This window comes from Martelella sp. FOR1707 (assembly GCF_053484265.1).
Genome location: NZ_JBAKFP010000002.1, coordinates 116,882 through 137,344 on the forward strand (window position 1 = coordinate 116,882; position 20,463 = coordinate 137,344).

Annotated in this window: 18 protein-coding genes; 5 read left to right on the forward strand and 13 right to left on the reverse strand. The window is 61.6% G+C overall.

Translation table 11 applies throughout. From position 1 onward, the window contains the following. Window positions 1–12 precede the first annotated feature (12 nt). The 7 genes from V6765_RS04435 to V6765_RS04465 all read right to left on the reverse strand — a co-directional run bounded on the left by V6765_RS04435 (window position 13) and on the right by V6765_RS04465 (window position 7,216). A complete protein-coding gene (locus V6765_RS04435; RefSeq protein ID WP_448426811.1) occupies window positions 13–1,200 on the reverse strand; it encodes a multidrug effflux MFS transporter in 1,188 nt (395 codons plus the stop codon). Between the two features lie 154 nt (window positions 1,201–1,354). After that, window positions 1,355–2,338 (reverse strand): 3-hydroxybutyryl-CoA dehydrogenase, encoded by a 984-nt coding sequence (locus tag V6765_RS04440; RefSeq protein ID WP_448426813.1) that lies wholly within the window; start codon window positions 2,336–2,338, stop codon window positions 1,355–1,357. Then, the gene (locus tag V6765_RS04445; protein ID WP_448426815.1) at window positions 2,335–3,426 is read right to left on the reverse strand and encodes an NAD/NADP octopine/nopaline dehydrogenase family protein; all 1,092 of its coding nucleotides are present in this window, start codon (window positions 3,424–3,426) and stop codon (window positions 2,335–2,337) included. The genes V6765_RS04440 and V6765_RS04445 overlap by 4 nt, the downstream gene beginning before the upstream one ends. Window positions 3,427–3,479: 53 nt before the next feature. Further along, window positions 3,480–4,769 carry a TRAP transporter large permease gene (locus tag V6765_RS04450; protein ID WP_448426816.1) on the reverse strand — a complete coding sequence of 430 codons (1,290 nt, stop codon included), beginning with the start codon at window positions 4,767–4,769 and terminating at the stop codon, window positions 3,480–3,482. Next, a complete protein-coding gene (locus V6765_RS04455) occupies window positions 4,766–5,269 on the reverse strand; it encodes a TRAP transporter small permease (RefSeq protein WP_448426817.1) in 504 nt (167 codons plus the stop codon). Before V6765_RS04455 ends, V6765_RS04450 begins: the two co-directional genes overlap by 4 nt. 30 nt (window positions 5,270–5,299) lie before the next feature. Continuing rightward, complete coding sequence (locus V6765_RS04460; RefSeq protein WP_448426819.1) at window positions 5,300–6,322, reverse strand: TRAP transporter substrate-binding protein; 1,023 nt, start codon at window positions 6,320–6,322, stop codon at window positions 5,300–5,302. A 420-nt stretch (window positions 6,323–6,742) separates the two neighbouring features. Continuing rightward, on the reverse strand, window positions 6,743–7,216 hold the full coding sequence (locus V6765_RS04465) for a MarR family winged helix-turn-helix transcriptional regulator (protein WP_448426821.1): 474 nt from the start codon (window positions 7,214–7,216) through the stop codon (window positions 6,743–6,745). A gap of 309 nt (window positions 7,217–7,525) precedes the next feature. Here V6765_RS04465 and V6765_RS04470 point away from each other — a divergent pair, with 309 nt between their 5' ends. Continuing rightward, entirely contained in the window at window positions 7,526–7,936 is a 411-nt protein-coding gene (locus V6765_RS04470) for a DUF4440 domain-containing protein (protein WP_448426823.1), read from the forward strand. A 214-nt stretch (window positions 7,937–8,150) separates the two neighbouring features. On the opposite strand, the gene V6765_RS04475 is transcribed toward V6765_RS04470, so the two are convergent. Further along, window positions 8,151–8,510, reverse strand: a complete 360-nt coding sequence (locus V6765_RS04475; protein ID WP_448426825.1) for a hypothetical protein — start codon at window positions 8,508–8,510, stop codon at window positions 8,151–8,153. Between the two features lie 317 nt (window positions 8,511–8,827). On the opposite strand from V6765_RS04475, the gene V6765_RS04480 reads away from it, so the two are divergent. From V6765_RS04480 to V6765_RS04490, 3 genes are all read left to right on the forward strand, one after another. Then, window positions 8,828–9,763, forward strand: coding sequence for a flavin reductase (locus V6765_RS04480; protein ID WP_448426826.1), 936 nt, complete (start codon window positions 8,828–8,830; stop codon window positions 9,761–9,763). Window positions 9,764–9,834: 71 nt separating this feature from the next. Further along, a complete protein-coding gene (locus V6765_RS04485; RefSeq protein WP_448426827.1) occupies window positions 9,835–10,977 on the forward strand; it encodes an acyl-CoA dehydrogenase family protein in 1,143 nt (380 codons plus the stop codon). A gap of 156 nt (window positions 10,978–11,133) precedes the next feature. After that, window positions 11,134–11,871 carry an SDR family NAD(P)-dependent oxidoreductase gene (locus V6765_RS04490; protein ID WP_448426828.1) on the forward strand — a complete coding sequence of 246 codons (738 nt, stop codon included), beginning with the start codon at window positions 11,134–11,136 and terminating at the stop codon, window positions 11,869–11,871. A gap of 45 nt (window positions 11,872–11,916) precedes the next feature. Here V6765_RS04490 and V6765_RS04495 read toward each other — a convergent pair whose 3' ends face one another. The 5 genes from V6765_RS04495 to V6765_RS04515 all read right to left on the reverse strand — a co-directional run bounded on the left by V6765_RS04495 (window position 11,917) and on the right by V6765_RS04515 (window position 18,766). Beyond that, window positions 11,917–13,419 (reverse strand): aldehyde dehydrogenase family protein, encoded by a 1,503-nt coding sequence (locus tag V6765_RS04495; RefSeq protein ID WP_448426830.1) that lies wholly within the window; start codon window positions 13,417–13,419, stop codon window positions 11,917–11,919. Between the two features lie 39 nt (window positions 13,420–13,458). After that, window positions 13,459–15,291: a dipeptide ABC transporter ATP-binding protein gene (locus V6765_RS04500; RefSeq protein WP_448426832.1), complete on the reverse strand. Its 1,833-nt coding sequence runs from the start codon at window positions 15,289–15,291 to the stop codon at window positions 13,459–13,461. Between the two features lie 19 nt (window positions 15,292–15,310). Further along, window positions 15,311–16,150 carry an ABC transporter permease gene (locus V6765_RS04505; RefSeq protein WP_448426834.1) on the reverse strand — a complete coding sequence of 280 codons (840 nt, stop codon included), beginning with the start codon at window positions 16,148–16,150 and terminating at the stop codon, window positions 15,311–15,313. After that, window positions 16,147–17,163 carry an ABC transporter permease gene (locus V6765_RS04510; RefSeq protein WP_448426835.1) on the reverse strand — a complete coding sequence of 339 codons (1,017 nt, stop codon included), beginning with the start codon at window positions 17,161–17,163 and terminating at the stop codon, window positions 16,147–16,149. Before V6765_RS04510 ends, V6765_RS04505 begins: the two co-directional genes overlap by 4 nt. Window positions 17,164–17,233: 70 nt before the next feature. Then, window positions 17,234–18,766: an ABC transporter substrate-binding protein gene (locus V6765_RS04515; protein ID WP_448426837.1), complete on the reverse strand. Its 1,533-nt coding sequence runs from the start codon at window positions 18,764–18,766 to the stop codon at window positions 17,234–17,236. A gap of 445 nt (window positions 18,767–19,211) precedes the next feature. On the opposite strand from V6765_RS04515, the gene V6765_RS04520 reads away from it, so the two are divergent. Continuing rightward, entirely contained in the window at window positions 19,212–20,225 is a 1,014-nt protein-coding gene (locus tag V6765_RS04520) for an AraC family transcriptional regulator (RefSeq protein ID WP_448426839.1), read from the forward strand. Window positions 20,226–20,463 lie beyond the last annotated feature (238 nt).

Below are 20,463 nucleotides of genomic sequence, written 5' to 3' on the forward strand. Positions count from 1 at the left end.
CGCGCCATGGTTTCAGGCGTCACGGGCGAGGGTGCGCGTCAGATACATGCCGAAGGTTACCACGCTTACCAGCACATAGGACCAGACGATCGAGGCCGGCCCGAAGCTTGCGGCCGGCACGAGCACGAGAACGCCTAGACCCGACAGAGCGAATTGCAGGAAGCCCAGCATGCCGGCGGCGCTGCCGAACGAGGTGTCAAGCGCGCTGGTGGCGCTGGCAGTCGCGCTTGGCACCACCAGCCCGTGACCGAAGGTCAAAGTGCCGATAAGCAGGAACATCCAGAACACCGAGAGCGATCCGGACAGATAGATCACGGCGAGTGGCAGCGATAGTGCACAGGCGATCGCTGTGCCGAGCCCCATCATTTTGTTGACGCCCCACCGCTCGGCAAGCCGGCCGGAGGTAAGATTTCCCAGCATGAAGCCAACCGCCGGGATGGCAAAGAGCGCGCCATAGGAGTTGGGGCTCAGGCGGTAATGCTGTTCGAGCACGAAGGGCGCAGCTGCAAAGAAGGTTTGCGCCAGAAAGCTCGGCAGGATGACCTGCCAGGTGAAATAGCGGAACGCTTTCGATTGCAGCAAACGGCCATAGATCTCGACTGTCGAACGGGGCCGCGGCGGCCGCCTTGAGACAACGTTGGGCACCATGGCGCTTACCGTCACCACGAGCAGTATCGATATGGCCGACAGCAGCGCGAAGTTTCCGCGCCAGCCGATGCTCGACTGAATGTATCCGCCCGCCACCGGCGCAAGCATCGGGATCACCATGATGCCCACCGTCATGTAACCGAGCATGGCGGCGGCGCGCTCCGTCGGGTAGAGCTCGCGCATGAGCGCCCGCGAGGTCACCATGCCCGACGACGCTCCGACCGCCTGGAGTATCCGTCCCGCAACCAGCCATGCGAAGTTCGGCGTCACCATGCAGATCAGGCTTCCCAGAGCGAACAGGATCATGCCCACGATCAGAGGAGGCCGGTGGCCGAAACGGTCGGAAAATGCGCCGAACACCAGTTGCGGCACGGCGAGGCCGAACAGGAACATCGATTGCGCGACGGCAATAAGAAACGAGGACACGCCCAGCGCCGTCTCGATGGCCGGCAGCGAGGGGGTAACGAGCGTCATGCTTGCGGGGCCGAGGCCAGCCGACAGACCGAGGGTGGCGATGATGATCAGAGGATTTGGATTGTTCGTCTGCGCCAATGGCGTGCCTCCCCCGGAAAACAAGCGTCACACGGCGAGGACAGCAAGGGTTCAAACGCCGAGATAATATTATATATATAAAATAAATTATGGGAAGACGCCCGTTTCGCCCCGGGAGAGGGGCTCTTCTTCGCTGGCGAATGGACCGACGCGCTCAGCCGTCGAGTACGGGTGAGCGGACCAATCCCATATTCCTGAGTGCGGCCGCAAAGTCGCCCAGGCGTTTTTCCCTGTAGGCCTCGGGATCGATGTCCTTGAAATTGTAGAAGCCCTCGCCGGATTTGAGGCCGATACGGCCGGCCTCCATATTCTCGGCAATGATGGGAGGCGCGGCATAGCGCTCGTTACCGAGCGCGCCGACGAGATAGCGCGAGGCATAGTGCAGGATGTCGCCGCCGCCCCAATCGATGAACTCCAGCAATCCCAGGATCGCGAAGCGAAAGCCGAAACCGTGGATGATCGCCTTGTCGATATCCTCCGCGCTCGCCACACCCTCGCCGACCATGCGGGCAGCCTCGTTCATCGCCAATGTCTGGATTCGCGGCACGATATAGCCGGGGCGCGCCGCGCAAACCACCGGCACCTTGCCCACACTCTCAAGCAGGGCGATCAGCTTTTTGGTGGTCGCGTCATCGGTATTGGCACCCGGCGAGACCTCCACCAGAGGCACGAGGAAGGCCGGATTGAGCCAGTGCGCGTTCAAAAAGCGCTTCGGATGGACGACCGAACCCGACAGGTCGTCGACAAGAATGGTCGACGTGGTGGATGCGATGATGACCTCCCGCCCGGCCATGGCGGAGATCTCGGCGAACGCCTCGCGCTTGAGATCGAGGATTTCCGGAAGTCCTTCGAAAACGACGCTGGAATCGTCAAGGGCGACTTGCGCATCGCCCTTGGAAACCACCCGCACGCGGTCGACGATCATGTCGATATGCTGGTCCTGCATCAGGCCGATCCGGGCCAGCTTCGCCAGCGTCGAGGCGATCTCGTCGCGAACCTCCGCGACGAGACGGTCGAAGCCGTCCGCGTCGCGGTCCTTGAAGTCGATGATGTCGACAGGGTGGCCGGCATAGGCGAACACGACGGCGATGCCGCGCCCCATACGGCCCGCGCCGAGGCAGGCGATCTTCTCTCTCATCTGAAGCCCTCGACCAGCAGGTTGCGCAGTTCGTCCCGATCAAGATGGTCGAGGCCCAGCGCCGAACGGCTGCGTCCGGTCTTCATGAAATCCTCGCCGACGATCGCGCCGCCGATGGCCATGAACCCATTGACGAGCGGCGTCGCCACCCCGGCCAGCGCGCCGAACGAGGACAGCAGCGACAGGCCCATGCGCGTATCCTCGAGCATATAGCGATGCGCGGTCAGATCCAGGCTCTCGTTCCAGTCGCGGGTTTCGCTGATGGTGTCATGGTCTTCGCGGCCGTACATCCACAATTCGCCGGTCTTGTTGTAGTGGTTGGCGAGGGGGAAGTGCGGCGCGCCATAGCCGAAGGCCTCCCGCACGGCGATGCGCTCCCTGTCCAGCGCGTCGGTGACCCGGCGAACCGCCGGCTGGGTGCCTTCGGTATGGATGTCCCAGGTGTCGAAATGCTCGATCGCCGCCGCGTTCATGACAATCAGGGGCGGGTGGATGATCGGGCCGGCATTCATCAGGGCCGCGGAAAGCGCATCGCCGCAATCCTCGATCACGCCCGGGAAAGCGCGCCCGATCACCGCCAGCGCATGGGCAGACTTGGCTTGCGGGAATACGCCTGTGGGCAGCCGCACGCCGCGACCCGACAAACGAACCTCATAGGCGCTTTTCTTGCGCGCAAGCCATGGCAGCGTGCCGGTCTCGGCAAAGGCGACGTCCGCCGATCCGCCGGCGTCCTTGACCGCCTTGGCGAAAACATAGCTGCCGAAGGTGCCCGGCGGCAGAAAAACCACCTGACCGTCTTCCAGATGCGGCGCGGCCAATCGCGCGATCGAGTCTTGCGCAAACGCCGGCAAAGGGCAGAGGATGAGTTCGGCGCCCGCCAGCGCCTCGGCGATGGAGCTTGTGATGGTATGCAGCGTCGCAACGGCCTCCTTGCGGCCCTCGATCAGCTTGATCGTGCCGCCCACCGCGCGGTGAGCGGACGCCTGCTCCTCATTCCGCCGCCACAGGCGGACCTCGTGACCGGCGAGCGTGAGGTCTGCCGCGGCGGCAAACGACCCGTTTCCTCCACCCAGGACGGTGATGATCATCTTCGTTTCACTCCTTATTGGTATGCGGCAGGAAGCCGGCCGAGGCGGCACGGTTACATGTGGGACGGCAGGAACAGGACCAGCGCCGGGAAAAGCAAAAGAAGCGCGACCCGCAGGATGTCGATAACCAGAAACGGCACCAGACCTTTAAAGATCGTGGCGAGCGAAACGTCACGGACGACGGAGCGCAGCACGAAGGCGTTCAATCCGACCGGTGGCGTGATGTAGCTGATTTCCGAGACGACCACGACAAAGATCCCGAACCAGATCAGGTCGAAGCCCTGCGCTGCGACGATCGGCACAAAGATCGGGATCGTGAGGGTGATCACCGAAAGCGCCTCGAGCATACAGCCAAGCACGATATAGATGAGCACGATCAGGATCATGGTCACGTAAGGGTTATCGCCGAAGGCGCCGAGCAGCGACTGCATGTCCGACGTCATGCCGGAGAGGTTGACGTAATTGGCGAAAGTCAGCGCGCCGAACAGAATGAAGAACATCATCGCCGTGGTCTTGGCGGTGTCGAACAGCGTGTCGAGGGTTTCCCGCCACTTGAACCGGCGCTTGGCGATCAGCAGCAGCAGCGCGCCTCCCGCGCCCATGCCGGCGCTCTCGGTCGGGGTGAAGACGCCGAAATAGATGCCGCCCATGATGAAGGTGAAGATCAGCAGCGCGCCGGAAACGCCGCGCAAGGCATAGATGCGCTGCATCAGCGGCAGCTTGGGCTCCTCGGGCAGGTTTACGCCGCGCCGACGCACCGAATAGACGACCGCGATCGCGTATCCGAGGATGCCGATGATGCCGGGCGCGATGCCCGCGATGAACAGCTTGCCGATATCCTGCTGCGTCATGATGCCGTAGATGACCAGGATGACCGAGGGCGGGATCAGGATCCCTAGAGTGCCGCCTGCCGCGATCGAGGCGGTGGAGAGGGTATCGGGATAGCCGAACTGGCGCATTGATGGCATGGCGATCTTCGACATGGTCGCTGCGGTCGCAAGAGACGATCCGCAGACCGAGGAAAAGCCGCCGCAGGCCACGACCGTCGCCAGCGCCAGTCCGCCGCGGCGATGACGCAGCCACGCATAGGCGGCCTCGTACATCTCCTTCGCGACGCCGGACTGCACGACGAAATTGCCCATCATCAGGAACAGCGGCAGGATCGACAGCGAGTAGGCGTGGCTGTTGTCAAAGAATGTCTGTCCGAGCAGGGAAAAAGAGGCCTGCCAGCCGATGATCGAGGCTGTTCCCACGGTGCCGACAAGCGTAAGGGCGAACGAGATCGGGACGCCTGCCCCGAGCATGATAAAGAGCAGGGCGATGCCGACTTCCCAGCTACTCATATGGTCTTATCCTGGTCTTGAACGTGTTTTGGAGGGCGGAGCGGGGCAAAGCCAACCAGCAGGGTTATGAGCAGAGCGATCCCGGTGAGGACCGAGGTGAGGTAGGCAACCGGGGCGACGGGAATGTCCAGACTGTCGGTCACCGCGCCGTAACCGGCCAGATTGTCGCCCACGAGCCACAGCCGCCAGCACACCACGCCCAGAACCCCCGCGGAGATAATGGCGATCAGCGCCCGCCGAAACGGCTCGACGGACCGCGGCGTTCTGGCCGAGATGAAGTCCACGGTGATGTGTTCGTCGTCAAGGCTCGCTGCCGGCAGCCCCACAAAGATGATGGCTGCCAGCAGCAATTCGGTCATTTCGGTTGCGCCGATAAGGGGGCGGTTCATCAGGTAGCGTCCGACGACATCCACGATGGTGAGCATCATCATGGAGATCAGCATCACGCCGCATAAGATCTTGAGACCCAGAACGGCGGTCTTCATTGGTTTGGAACGCATGCCCGTGACCCTCCCCCGTCAAGCGTTTGTCTATTCGGCCGATACCTTGGCCACTTCGGCCTTCATCATCTCATAAGCGGCCTGGCCGTCGACCCCCGTGGAGGAGACTTCCTCGATGCCCTTTTCGATGACCGGCTGGAGCTTCTCCTTGAGCGCTGCCATATCCGCGTCGGAAATCTCCTGGATTTCAACGGTGCCGGCCATGGCCTCGCGGGCTTCGCCGTCGATCCGGTCCCACATCTGGCCGGCCCTGCGCGCCAGCGCCTCGCCGCTGATCTTGTCGATGGCGGCCTGATCTTCTTCGGAGAGGCTTTCCCAGGTGTTCTTGCCCATGATCATGAAGAAGGAGGTGTTATAGAGACCGCCGGGCACCATCAGTCCCTTCGACAGCAGGCCGTCGAGATTGAAGTATTTAACGGATTCGAGAGGGAAGAGAATGCCGTCCGCAACGCCCTGCGACAAAAGTTCGTAGGCCTTGGACGACGGACCCTCGACCGGGACGGCGCCGAGCGTGGTGGCGACTTCATGCGCAACGCCGCCGCCGACGCGCATCTTCTGGCCATCGATCTGCCCGATGCTGTCGATGTCGGGATTCTTGAAGAAGGCCGCGCCCGGGCCGTGTGTAAAGACGCTCAGCACGTGCACGTCATCGTATTCGCCGGCATCTTTCAGCATGGCGTCCCAGGTGCGCCAGTAGGCGACCGAGGTCGCTTCGGCGGTGTCGCCGAGGAACGGCAGTTCGCCGATAACCATCGTCTTGAACCGGCCCGGTGTATAGGCCTGGTTGCCCTGCGCCAGATCGACGACGCCATTCTTGACGAGGTCGTAATGCGCCGGAGGCGCGCCCAGCGGAGCGGGGAGTATTTCGACTTTCACCCGGTTCTCGGTGACCTTCTCGATGTCCTCGGCGTAGGGGACAAGGACATCCGCCACCAGCGGGTGGGCAGGCGGCAGCCAGATCGAGAACCGCATCGTGGTCTCGGCCCATACCGCGTTGGAGGCCTGCATCAAGAACAGAGCGGATGCAGCCGCGAGCTTTCCGATATACTTCATCTGTGACGTCTCCTTTTCAGTCGTTTACATATAAAATTTTGTAACGTTCTTCTGTTCAAGGGGAGGCGTTGAACTGTTCTCGCTGCAGATTTTTGGTGCTTAGTTGTCGGCGTGTATCGGCGCGAGCGTTCGCTGAACGTCACGCAAAAGGCGTAGCGAGCACGACATCGGATGACCCGGTCTCCCTCCGGGCATTGCTCCGTATACCATCAGTCCCCTCTCGTGATCGGGCACGTTGGCCTCGATCAATCTTCTTATTTAGGAGAAAATTCACATGAAAATGGTAATTTGTCAATGCGCATGATCCGCCATCGGTCGCGCTTTGTCAGCGCATCTGCTTGCTGGGCGTGCGATCGGGCCCCAAATCGCTTCGGCTGGCATTCAAGGCCCGTGTTCAAGGCCTCGGCTCAAGGCCTTGGTTCAAGGATTGAGATTGGAGAATATCTTCCGGGTAATCACATTGACAGCGTGGAGGTCGTCAGTCCCGATATCGTGACAGGCCTGAATGGCGATCGCGCGGGCCTTCTGGAAAACCACCGCCATCTTCTCCCGTCCAAGCTCGGTCAGGAACACGTCCGTGGAACGGGCGTCCTCGGTCGACGGCCTTGTCTCGACAAGGCCCTCCGCCGTCATGCGTTGAACCAGCTTGGCGATGGTGGAAATCCGGATCATCGTCTCTGTCGAGAGCTTGGTGACGGTGGCGGGCTCGCGTTTCTCGAGAATGGTCAGGATACGCCAGCGGGCCACATCCATGCCCACCGGCTTGAGAGCCGCATCGAGGCGCTGATGATAAAGGGAGAGGACCCGGGCAAGATTGTAGAAGGGAGACGTCTGATAATCGAAATCGTCTTTCGTCGGGTCGAGGCTGACCTTGGGCTCGGTCGTCTTGCTCATTTGAACTGACTTCTCCATCCTCAGCGTCCCGTGGTGTCGTCGACCGTGTCTTTCCGATCGGCGCGAGCGCTGCTTGAATACGTCTTAAACATCATATGGAGGGCCGCGAGCAAGGCGCTTTTTGCGGCGACCGCCGCTGCAAGCCCGCTATGTAAGGCCAAATTCGTTTGAATATTCCATCAAATATGCTACTTCCTTGATGCCTGTCAACAAATGAGCGGCTGAGGCGGCCCGCGTGAAAAGACCAGAATAACAGGTCTGGTCTCGGGCCGGGATGACCGCCGGCAAACGGTTTCGAGGGAGAATAGTATGGCGGATCCAGAACGAGCATCATTCACGGCTATGGCGGAAAAGGAGCCGGACGCGCTGCATCGGCAGTTGCAGGCCTGGTTCAGGGCGGAAGGGACCGAGGACGCCGAGGCAGTCCTCCAGTGCTTCGAACCCGGCTACCAGATGGTCGGCGCAGCAGGCAATGTCGTGAGCATTGAGGCGATGCATGTCGGCTTCCCCAAGCAGCGCGGCAGCCGACCGACGCTGATCATGGAAATCAGCGACGTAGAAATCCGTCATATCGAGGGCAAGACTGCACTTGTCCGCTACAAGGAGCGCCAGATTCAGGACACCGGGGCCAATGATCGCTGGGCGGCGGCGGTGCTGGTGGACCGGGGCGAGGGGAAGCGACCGGGCTGGTTGTTTCTTCAGGAGACCTTTTGCCCGTAGGCGATCAATCCTGACCGGCACGAGCCGTTTTTTAGGCTTGGCTTCGTGTCAAGAGTTACCCGATTTGTGCTTTTTGTAAATCCTGACATATCGAAACGACGATCGCCGTCTGATGGAGCTTCGTTGTCTCTCATGGCTCGGAAACTCCGTATTATGAAGCCCGAAGTTGCCAAGCGAGCCCACGAACGCGCATTCGTGGGCCCGCTCAAGAAAGTCAGCAGTCGATCTTCGCTTCAGCATCGAGGACATAAGGTTCCGCAGCACCCCACTCTCTGGTGAAGTCATCGGCCGGGATAAGCTCTTTTTTATCCGCGCTCAGCGTAAACACGAACTGACCATTAGCGTTCATTTTCACCAGATCGCCTTCTACGGTATAGGTCCTGTTGACCATGAAACCGTCGCTTCCGGCCGCCCCCTCTCCATTGCCGCAAAAGCCGAAGCTGGAAACAAGTTCCGCATCCGCATTGGTGTAGACGCCTCTCACGTCGCCGAGATCCAACGCAAAAGCGGACGAGGTCGCCATTCCCGAAACGGTCAAACAAATCGCCAGCGACTTGAAACCAGAGATTTTCATCGGGCAATCATCCTTTCTGAATCAGTTATTTACGGCCGCCATAGACCATAAATGTACCAGCGTCGCAATTAATCATTTGATTAATTCCACGGCAGCAAAACGGCTCCTCTTGCAGGACATCAGAGCCTGAACTCGCTCCGTGGTTTCAAACACGCAAAAGTTCAGGCCGAGCGATCGAAACGGTCAAAGCCTCTCCAACCTGTTCAACCTATGTGGCGTTTTACATTTCGAAGCGGTGGTTCTGCTTTTTGTCAAAAAATATTAGACATTTCGAGTGAATATTCTCATAGTAGACAAAATTGCGGAGGAGCGTAGAGATGACGGTTTCGCAGGACGACTTCCGAACGGGCATGCGGCAATTGGCTGCCGCGGTGAATGTGATCACGGCCGGCGCCCCAGGCGCGCGCGCAGGCATGACGGCAACCGCGGTGATGTCGCTGACCGCTGAGCCGCCGCAACTGGGCGTCGCGGTCAATCGCTCCAATGCCTCCCACGCGGCGATCACCGCCGGCAACGGCTTCGTGGTCAATGTCCTGCGGCGCGACCAGCACGAGATCGCCAGCGTCTTTGCCGGCGGCAAAGGGGCAAAGGGCGAAGAGCGGTTTGCATATGGCAATTGGCGCACCTCGGGGCGCGGCGCGCCGGTACTGTCCGACAGCGCCGCGAGCTTTGAATGCAGCCTGGCGCAGACGATCGAGTTTTCCACGCACACGCTGTTCGTGGGGCTTGTCGAAGCGGTGTCGGTGCTACCGGACGAACAGCCGCTGCTCTTCATGAACGGCACCTGGGCGAGCCTCGTCCGCGCCAAGAGCGAGCAGATCGCGGCTTATGAAGCGGTCGTCGGCGAGGTCGACCGGGCGCTCGACAGGACCATGAAGGCATCGGATTCCCCCACAGACCAACTCGGGGATTTCGCGCGGGTCTTTATCGACCTGAACGCCCCCAAGGTGGATCTGCTGCGTGAGTTCTATTCCCACGAGAATTTTGCAGCCGCCGACGAACTGCAAGGAGTGAACGAGCGCAAGCGGAATGTCGAAGACAAGCTGCGCGCACTGTTGAAGCGCGGAAAGGAAAGCGGCGAGTTCGATGTCGATGATCCGGACATGGCCGCCAACGCCATCATCGGCATGCTCAATTCCATCCATCGCTGGCCGCGGCGCGCGCATCAGCGCGACGCGGAACTGCTGAGCCGCGGAATTCTCAAATTCGTAAGCGCGAACGGGAAGCCAGATAGCCGAAATCCTGACGCCTGAAGCGCGAAAAGACAGACAGGTGGCGCAATTTCGGTTTTCGCCGGAAATGCCCCGGAAAAAGGGAGACGATCATGAGCGACCAAGTCCTTGAAGCGGTCGAGCAAAAAAGCGAACTGGAAAGCCTCAAGCAGGAGATTCGGTCGCGTCGGCAAGAATTCGAAACGCTGCGGCATGTTCCCGGCGATATCGTGAAGAAGCTGAAGAAGATTGGCGTCTATCGCGCCTTCGTGCCCAGGTCTCTCGGCGGCGATGAATTGACGCCCGCCCAGTTCCTGCACCTCATCGAGGAACTGTCGCGCGCCGATGCGTCGACGGGCTGGGTCGCCAGCTTCGGCGTCAGTTCCACCTACCTTGCCGCGCTGCCCAGGGACACGTTCGAGCACATTTACGGCCAGAACCCGGACCTGACCTTTGCCGGATCGATCTTTCCCCCGCAAAAGGTCAAGAAGACCGACAAGGGCTTTCTGGTCAGCGGCCGGTGGCCCTACGCCTCGGGCTGCATGGGGGCCGATCTGATCGGCGGCGGCATCATCGATGATACCAATGAAAGCCCCTTGCCGCGCATGGCGGTCATGCCGGCCGACAAGGTGCAGATCGAGGAGGTCTGGGATACGGTGGGGTTATGTGCGACCGGCAGTCACGACGTCGTCGCGAAGGATGTTCTGGTATCGGCAGACTGGACCTTCATCCGGGGTTCGAAGGCAGAGCGGAGCGAGCCGATCTTCCAATACCCGGCTATGGCGCTTGCGGCGCAGGTTCTTGCTGTGGTCGGGCTTGGCGCGGCGCGCGAGGCCCTCGACTTCCTGCGCGAAAGCGCGGGGCGAAAATCGATCACCGGCGGTCCCGCGGCCGGTGCCAAACCATATATGCAGCAGGAACTCGCCAAGGCGGAAGCCGCGCTAGCGGGTGCGCGCGCGTTCTTCTACGATGTCACCGACAAGGCCTGGGAGCAGATTCTTGCGGGGGATGCGGTTTCGCCTGATGTGCATCTCAATCTTCGCCTCGCTTCCACCGAGGCGGCACGGGCCGGGGCGGATGTTTCAAGGCGGGCTTTCGAGCTCGGGGGCACCCCCGCCATCATTCGCGGGCACACGCTGAACCGGTGCATGATGGACGCCGCCGCTGTCGGCCAGCATGCCTTCATGGGCATGGGAACCTGGACGGCGGCCGGCGCGGTCATGCTCGATCAGCCGGGCTTGCCCGGCTATCCGTGAGGCCGCAGGTTCGAAACGCGACGATGTCACCTGTCGAAGTAGCATGAGACAACCGGAAAGGAAGACTGATATGCACGCATTCTCCCGCGCTCGCGATTTGCGGGCTGCCGCTTACATTGAGGGCGCATCGTGATGGCGGCGCCTGAGGTTGACGGAATGCAGACCGCCGTGGTCACCGGCGGCGGCAACGGGCTCGGCGCGGACATCAGCCGCGCCTTGCACGAAGCGGGTTTTCGCGTCGTCGTGTCGGATGTCGACATGACGGCCGCCGAAGACCTGGCGGCCCGGCTCGACGGAACCGGCCGGACGGCGGTGGCGGCTAAAATTGATGTCTCGCAACCGGGCGATTTCCAGTCCGCGCTCGATATGATCGTCGATCGCTGGGGCAAGGCCCATGTTCTGGTCAACAACGCTGCCCGCACAGAGGTCAAGCCGCTGCTCGACATCGATCCCGCGGACTTCAACAGCATCCTTGCGACAAATGCCGGCGGCTGTTTTGCCGGCAGCCAGATATTCGGTTGCCACTTCAAGCAGAACGGCTACGGGCGGATTATCAATCTCGCTTCGATCGCCGGACAGAATGGCGGCACGGCGACCGGCGCACATTATGCCGCCTCCAAGGGCGCTATCCTGACGTTGACGAAGGTGTTCGCGCGCGATCTCGCCGCTTTCGGGGTGACGACCAACGCCATCGCGCCCGGCCCGCACGACACACCGATGGTGCGTTCGGTGCTGACAGACGACAAGCTTCCCGCCGCCCTGGCCGGTATCCCGGTCGGGCATCTGGGGGATCCGAAATTCGTCGCCAAACTGATCGCTCTGATGGCGGGCCCGGAATCCGGCTTCGTGAACGGAGCCTGCTTCGACGTCAACGGCGGCATTTATATGCGCTAGGCACAGCACCCGGGGTCGCGATCGACTCCGGGTGCCTCTTGCAGGCTACTGGTAGTGGTGAACCACGGCCTTCAGCCTGGTATGTCCCAGAACCGACTCCTTGCCGAGATCGAAGCCCTGGCCGGAATTCTTCCAGCCGCCGAAAGGCAGGGCCATATCCAGCGCGTTATGGACATTCACCCAGACCGACCCGGCCTGAAGGCCCCGGGTCATGGCCCGGACGCGGTCAAGGTCCTGCGACCAGATGCTGGCGCCTAACCCGTATTCGGTGTCGTTTGCGAGGCGCAGCGCCTCCTCGTCCGTCTCGAAGGACGCCGCCACCAGAACCGGACCGAAAATTTCCTCGCGCACCGGGGTCATGTCGGCGGTCACATCCGCCAGAACCGTCGGCTCGATATAGGCGCCGCCATGAACGGGCACGCCGCCGCCTGTGACGACACGCGCGCCCTGGCTGCGCCCGGCCTCGATATAGCCGAGCACCCGTTCGCGTTGCCTGTGGTTGGCGAGCGGCCCCATCTGCGTTTCCGGAAGCAGCGGCGAGCCGAGCTGAATGTCCCTTGCGATTTTCGCAACGCCTTCGAGAACCGCCTCATAATGGCGCTTATGGACATAGAGGCGGGACCCGGCGCAGCAATTCTGCCCGTGATTGCCGAATATGCCCCAGGCGGCGGCCGGAATGGCGCGATCGAGATTGGCGTCCTCCATGATAATGAACGGGGACTTGCCGCCCAGCTCCATGCTCAAGCTTTTGAAGGAACCGGCGGTCGCCTGCGCGATCAGCCGCCCGGTCTCGGTGGAGCCGGTAAAGGTGATCTTGTCGACATCGGGATGCCGGACGAGGGCCGAGCCCAGTTCAGGGGCGCTGCCGGTGATGATGTTCAACACGCCTTCGGGAACGCCGGCTTCAAGGGCGATCTCGGCGAACCGCAACGCGGTCAGCGGGGTCTGCGGCGCGGGCTTGAGCACCATTGTGCAGCCCGCTGCCAGCGCAGGCGCGATCTTCCAGACGGCGATGCCCAGAGCGACGTTCCACGGAACAATCGCGGCGACAACGCCGATGGGCTCGCGCAGCGTGAAGCCATCGAAATCGCCGTCGGGAATGTAGGGCATCGACAGCGGCATCGTGCTGCCTTGTATTTTCGTCGCCCAGCCGGCCATGTAGGTGAGGAAATGGTTCGAGTAGTCGACATCGATGCCGCGCGTATTGGCCAGCAGCCGTCCCGATTCCACGGCGCCGATCTCCGATATCTCCTCACCATTCTGCTGAAGCAGCGCCGCCATGCGCAACAGGCAGTTCTGGCGCTCATTGGGGCGCATGCGGCCCCACGGGCCCTTGAGGGCGCGCCGCGCCGCGGCGACGGCGGCATCGACATCCGCCACGCTCGCCTCGGTCGCGGTCGCAACCGGCTTGCCGCTCGTCGGGTCGATGATCTCGTATCGCGAACCGCCGGCGCTCGACTTGCCGTCGATGTGCAGTCCGTGATCGCGATCGAGGAAGGCGCGCGCGGCGGCGCCCAGTCTGCCGAGGTCGTTGTCGAGCTTGTTCATTGCTGTCTCCATGCTGTGTAGGGCTGGGAAATTCTGTTGCTAGGCGATGTCTATCTCGTGGGGCGGCTTGCCGATCGCTGCGGCCACCAGGGTGCGCGTATAATCGTGCCGGGGATTGCCGAAGACCTCATTGACCGGCCCCTGCTCGACGATCTCGCCCTTGTACATGACGAGCGCCCTGTCGCAGAGGTGGCGGACCACCGACAGATCGTGGGAGATGAGCAACAGCGAAAACGGCGTCTTCTTGCGCAGTTCGCGCAGCAACTCCAGAATCTGCGCCTGCACCGAAACATCGAGACCGGACACGATCTCGTCGGCCACCAGCAGGCGCGGGTTCGAACAGAGCGCGCGCGCAATGTTGACGCGCTGCTTTTGGCCGCCGGAAAGCTGCTTTGGGAAACGCGATATCATGTCCGGCGTCAGCTTCACATATTCCAGCAATTGGCGCGCCAGCGCGTCCCGGCTTTCCGCCGATGGCGGAAGCCCCTTGGCCTCCACGGGTTGGGTCGTCAGGCTCCCGACGGTCCGGCGCGGGTTGAGGGCCGATTCCGGATCCTGGAACACCAGTTGCACCTGATCGAGAATTCTGCGCCGGTTCGCGCTGGAATGGTCGGCGCCGTCAAGCTCGGCAACCCTCAATTCTCCTTCACTGACATCTTCGAGACCGACGATGAGCTTCGTGAGCGTGGATTTCCCAGAGCCGCTTTCCCCGACCACGCCGACGAACTCGCCCTCGCGTACCTCGAAATTGAGGCCCTTGAGCGCTTCGATGTGGCGCTCCCTGCCAAACATGTCCCGCAACACATAGTTCTTGCGAAGATTGGAGGCCTTGAGAACGATCTTTTGCGAGGAGAAATCCTGCGGTGCGTCCATCGCCGCTGGTGGCGTTTCGATCGTTGCTGTGAGATCCGATCGGAAACAGGCGCTCCGGTGGCCGGCAATCTTGGTTTCCAGCGGCGGACGTTGCTGGTTGCAGTGCTCGACGGCAAGCGGACATCGGGGCGCGAATTCGCAGCCGGGGAGCTCGTTGCGCTCGGCGATAGTGGCCATCGCCTTCGGCAGAATAAGCAGGGTCCGGTTCGCGGCCTCCATGCTGGGGCTCGCGAGGTTCAGGCACCGCGAGTAGGGATGTCTGGGGTCGTTGAGGATGCTTTCGGCCGGCCCGTCCTCCACGATGCGGCCGGCGTAGAGAACGCTCACGTCGTCGCACACATCGGCGGCGAGCCTCAGATCATGCGTGATCAGCAGCACCGACGTCCGGTGCGCGTCGCGCATCCTCTTGATCAGGTCCATGACGAGCGCCTGCATGGTCACGTCGAGCGCCGTGGTCGGCTCGTCGGCGATGACCAGCCTGGGATTGGAGGCGAACGCCATGGCGATCAGCACCCGCTGCAGCATGCCGCCGGAGAGCTGGTGGGGATAGGAATGCAGAAGTTGCGAGGGATTGTGCAGCCCGACCTCGTCCAGAAGCTCGATCGCGCGCGCCATCCGGCTGGATTTCTGCTCGATACCGATGCGCTTGAGGTGGCGCACGAATTGCTGCCCCACCGTCAGGCTGGGATTGAGCGCGGTCATCGGCTCTTGCGGGATGAAGCCGATCTCGCGGCCGAGAATCTGCCGCCGCTTGCCTCGCGACATGGTCGTCAGTTCGCGTCCGTCGAAGCTTATCCGGCCGTTGGTAACCTCGATCCCCGGGGCGAGCGTGTCGGCGATGGCGTTTCCGAGCATCGACTTGCCGGCGCCGGATTCACCGATCACGCCAAGGATTCTTCCCGGTTCGATCGTCAGCGAAATATCGCTCAGGACGCGCGCTTTCGCCGCGGGCAGGCCCGCCTCCAGGCCGGATATGCGCAGGATAGGTACCGAGGCCATGGCAGATTGATCCAATTCGTTATTGACGGGGGTCGAGAACGCGCCGCAATCCGTCGCCGAGCAGATTGAAACCGAGCACGGTGAGGAAGATGGCGGCGATGGGCAGAAGCAGTCCCCAAGGCGCCGAATAGACGTCCATGCGGGCATCGGCGATCATCTGGCCCCAGCCCGGTTCATTGGGCGGAACGCCCATCGAGACGAAGGACAGGATGGCTTCCACGACGACGGAAATGCCCATCTGCAGGCTGAACAGCGTGATCAGCATCGGCATGGTCGCGGGCAGGATTTCGCGCGTCATGATGCGCAGGTGCGAAAATCCGATGAGCCGGGCAAAGGAGACATAATCCTTGCGTCGCGTCACCTGAACATCGCTCCGCAAGACACGACAGAACCGCGTCCAGTCCACCAGAACGATGGCGAGGATCACCTTGTCGATACCGATGCCGAGCCCGATGATCAGCAGCATGGACAGTACCACGGGCGGAAACGACAGCCAGACTTCGACGAGACGGCTGATGAGCCAGTCGACCCAGCCGCCGAAATAGCCCGCCAGATTGGCAAGCACCGCGCCAAGCAGCATCGCCCCGGTCGAGGCGAAGAAGGCGACATACATGGCAATCCGCGCCCCGTAGAGCAGCCGGGAAAGCGTGTCCCGCCCGAGGCTGTCGGTGCCCAGAACGTGCTCCATCGAGCCGCCCTGGACCCACACCGGCGGCATCAGCATGTTCAGGAGATCCTGATCGTTGGGAGGGTAGGGCGCGAGCCAGGGGGCGAAGATCGCGGCGAAGAGAACGGTCGACGCCAATATCGAGCCGATGATGAACCGCGTGTCGAGCAATCTGGTCGGAAGTCGGCTCATGAGGAACGCAACCTTGGATTAATCATGTAGGCGAGGGCGTCGGCCAATGAGTTGAACAGCAGCGTGGTCGCGCAGTAGATCAGGGCGACCGTCTGGATGACCTCGAGGTCGCTGGACTGCATCGACCGCAGCATCAGATTGCCGATGCCGGGATAGGAAAAGATCATCTCGACCAGCAGCGTTCCGCCAAACAGCAGGCCGAACTGGGTGCCGACGAGGATGATGACGGGCAGCATGGCATTTTTCAGCGCCTGCCCGAACAGGATCTGGGTTTCGCTCAGGCCGCGCATCCTGGCCTGACGGATATAGCTTTCCTCATAGATCGAGATCAGGCTTGAATGCAGCACCCGGATGATCAGCGGGGCGAAGGCGAGGCCGAGCGCCATGATCGGCAGCGCCATATGGGAGAGAACGCTGCCGATCAGCGTCGGGTCGCCGGATAGGAAGGCGTCGATGACCAGGAAGCCGGTCTGGTCGGGCACGATCATTCCCGGACTGAGGCGGCCATTGACGGGGAAGATTTGAATGATCACGCCGAAAAGCAGGATGAAGAGCAGGGACAGCAGGAAATCCGGCAGCGCCATCAGCACCGACGTTCCGAAAACGGCCACGCCCTCAAGCGGCGTGCCGCGAACCGCAAACAGCGACAGACCTCCCGCCACGCCGACGACCACCGCAAACACCAGCGCGCCGAGCGCCAGTTCGACCGTGGCGGGCAGGCGGGACAGTATGACCTCGCTGGTCGGCATTCGGTACTGGGCGGAATCGCCGAAATCGCCCCGGACGGCCTGTCCCACCCAGTGGGCATATTGTTGCCAAATGGGCTTGTCGAGACCCATTTCCAGGCGCTTCGCCTCGACCTGCTCAAGGGTCGCCTGCGGCGGCAGCGCCATTTGCGCGGGATTGACCGGCAGAGCTCTCAAGGCCACGAACACCAGCATCGAAACGATGACGAACACCGGCAAGAGCGAGGCGAGGCGTCGTGCGAAGATCAACAGCAGTGATTTGATCAACTATCTCGGTCCCTGAAAGAGAATTGCCGACCGCCGCGCGGCGGCGGTCAAGAGAGGTCGAAGGACCCACTCAGGCCTTGGTGATGGCGCTGGGCAGAATCCAGCCATTGGTCCAGGGCTGGAAGTCGAACTGGCTGCTGAAGCCGATGGTCTGGATCGCCTGCAGCAACGGAATGATCGCCCCTTCCTCGATGAGCCAGCGGTTCAGCTCATCATATTTGCGGATGCGCTCGTCATAGTCGGCGATATCGAACAGCGGCTTGATCTCGGCTGTGATGTCGGGACGCCGGAAGGTGGCGAACGGCAGGTCGGCGTTGAACATGTTGCCGGTGAAGATTTCCGGGTCGCCGGTGCCGTTCTCCCAGACGAACAGCGAGGCATCGGGAAGCTTGCCGGTGGCGTTGAGATCGTACCACTGTCCTTCGGTGATGACCTGAAGGTCCGTCTTGATGCCGACCTTTTCCCACATCGTGACGATGGCGCGCGCAATATCGTAGTCGCCGGTGAAGTTGCCGTTGGTGGTTGCAAACCCAATGGTGACTGGATTGTCCGGGCCATAGCCGGATTGCGCCAGCAGCTCCTTGGCCTTCTCGGGATCGTAGGGAAACTCGAAATCCTCGGGATAGCCGGGCATGCCCGGGATGGACGGCGCATCGATCGCCACTGCGTCTCCGCCGAAGAAGGCCTTGGAAAGCAATTCCTTGTTGATGGCGTAGTGGGCGGCAAGACGGATATTCTTGTCCTCGAAGGTGCCGTCGGCGCGCACGGTGACATAGATGATCCGGGCGATCGGGTTGGCGATGGCCTTGAAACGGTCGGATTGCTGCAGGCGCTTCACGTCGCGGATCGACAGCTCGACGGCGAAGTCGACATTGCCGGATTCGAGCGCCGCAAGACGGGCCGTGGCGTCGGGAATGATTTCGAAGGTGAGCTGCTTGATGGCCGGCAGCTCGCCCCAGTAATCGTCGCGCCGCTTCAGCACGATCCGGCTGTCGCGCTCGTATTCCACGAGTTCATAGGGTCCGGAGCCCATTGGCTTGGTCTGCAGGCCCTCGACGCCCACCTTTTCGGCATAGGCCTTCGAAATCACGAAGCTCGCGCTGAAACTCAGCCACTGCGCCGGGGTGGCGAAGGGCTGCGAAAACCGCATGATGCCCTCGGTCGGCGAGATGATCTCAATATCGGATACCACGCCGAAACCGACGACGAGATCGATTTCATCGCCTTGTTGAATGCGTTCGAAGAAGGTGTAGCGGAAGTCCTCCATGGTCATCGGAGAACCGTCGGAGAACGTGATGTCGTCGCGCATCCAGACATGCATGCTCATCGCGTCGTCAGCCAGTTCCCAGTCTGTCAGCACGTTGGGCGCCAGCTCGAGATTCTGAAGCTGGTCGATCGGCTGGTCGAAAATCGTCTTGAGGATCGATTGCGGGTCGGGCGCAAGCCGCTGATTGGGATCCCAGGTGACCGGATCGGAGGTCCAGGCAATCGATACGTTCTCGATTTCGCCGTCCTCGGCGAGGGCGAGACCCGGGCGGGCCACCAGCGCCCCGCCGGCGGCCGCTGCGAGCTTTAGGAACAGTCGCCTGTCGATCTTGTTCATCGGTATTCTCCTTACTTGGCTGAGGACACGAATGCCGCATTGCAGACCGTTCCGGTCCGCTGAATGAAAGCCCGACCTTTCGACGCGCGCGGAAAGTCCGCGGCCGACACTGCAAACCAACAAGCGTTGAACATGATATATTCAGGTCCGGTCTGTTCATCGCAGTCTTGGTACAGCGGAGCCAGTTTGACGGGTGGACGGTCGAACGAACTCATGTGAGTGTAGAGGACACCAAAACCCGCGATCCATGCACTTTGTGACCGAATATTTTGCATTAGCGGCCATAATCGCGCTATTGTTTCGTAACTAAAATAAAATTTGGGGACGGCGGTCGCCGCCGCCTACCGTATTGGAGTAGGCCATGCAGACCAACGCTAGACATGCCGCTGGAACGGGAGGCTATGAGGTTGCCACTCGCAACGAAGCCCTACCGGTCGTGCGGCGCTTGTTCGTCGACGCCATTGTCAGGGAACTGACGGGAGACGGCAAAGATGTGACGGAGCTCTTGTACCGGCATGGCCTGACGGATGGTCCGGCATTAAGTCCATACGCGATGATCCCCTTGCGCTCCTATGTCGGTTTCTTCGAGGATGCGGCCAACCTGCTGGAGCGGCCCTATCTCGGTCTCGAAATGGGCCAGGCGTTTCGGGCCTGGGAGATCGGTCCGGTCTATTCCCTGCTTGCGACGGCCCAGACGCTGAGAGGCGCGCTGGATGTGTTCGCGCGGTTTCAGAGGCTATGGCAAAGCCATACCACCATGGCCTGCAAGAGGCAGGAAGAGCAAAGCGTCTATATCTACATGATCGACGATCTGAGCGTATGGCCGAGGCGTCAGGACGCGGAATACGCCATAGCGGGCCTGTGCGGCATGGTGCGGCAATTGCTGTCCGATCGCTGGAACCCCGTGGAAGTGAGGTTCGAGCACGACGTTTCCGACCGCGAAGAGGTCCTGCGTCGCTTCTTCAAATGCAGGATAAGGAGTAATGCGTCCGCCAATGGCATGGTGCTCCTCGAAGCCGATCTGGAGCGCCCCTTGAGCAATTGGTTGCGCTTCAACGAGGCGGCCCGCCAGATTGTCGAGAGCCATCTGTTCGATCTGCTCGGCGCCCCGGAAGAGCCTCATTGCTCGCTTCCCGAGCGCGTTGCGCTGATCGTTGCGCGGCGGCTGGGGCGTGAGGCGATCGATCTCAAATCCGTATGCGACGAACTTGCCGTCAGTCCCCGCACCATCCGTCGCCAACTCAGCGCGCACGACACGAGCTTCAGAAAAATCGTGAATGACGAACGCTTGAAAAAAGCCCGGAATCTGATGAGTGGCGGAACGATCACCATCGAGCAGATGGCCGAGCATCTCGGCTATGGAAACCAGGCGGCATTCTCGCGCGCCTTTCGCAGTCTGACCGGCGTATCGCCCAGTGCTGCGCGCAAGGCTGTTCGCAGACAGTCATCCCATCCTTGAGACGAAAACGCCGCCGGTTTCGGCTGCGCGCAACGGTCCGGAGAACCGCGACCGTCTCCACGGCGCGTGGCCGGAATTGTAACGTAAATGACCGCAAGCGCAATTCATCGGGGTCTGCTCATGCAGTACCACTCGAAAACCGTTCGCCGGGAGTTGGCTGACGGCCCGCGACTACCCGGACATGCCCTGGGCCGTCGGATAGGTAGGTATGCCGCGGGAGAGGAGACGCGCGCATCGG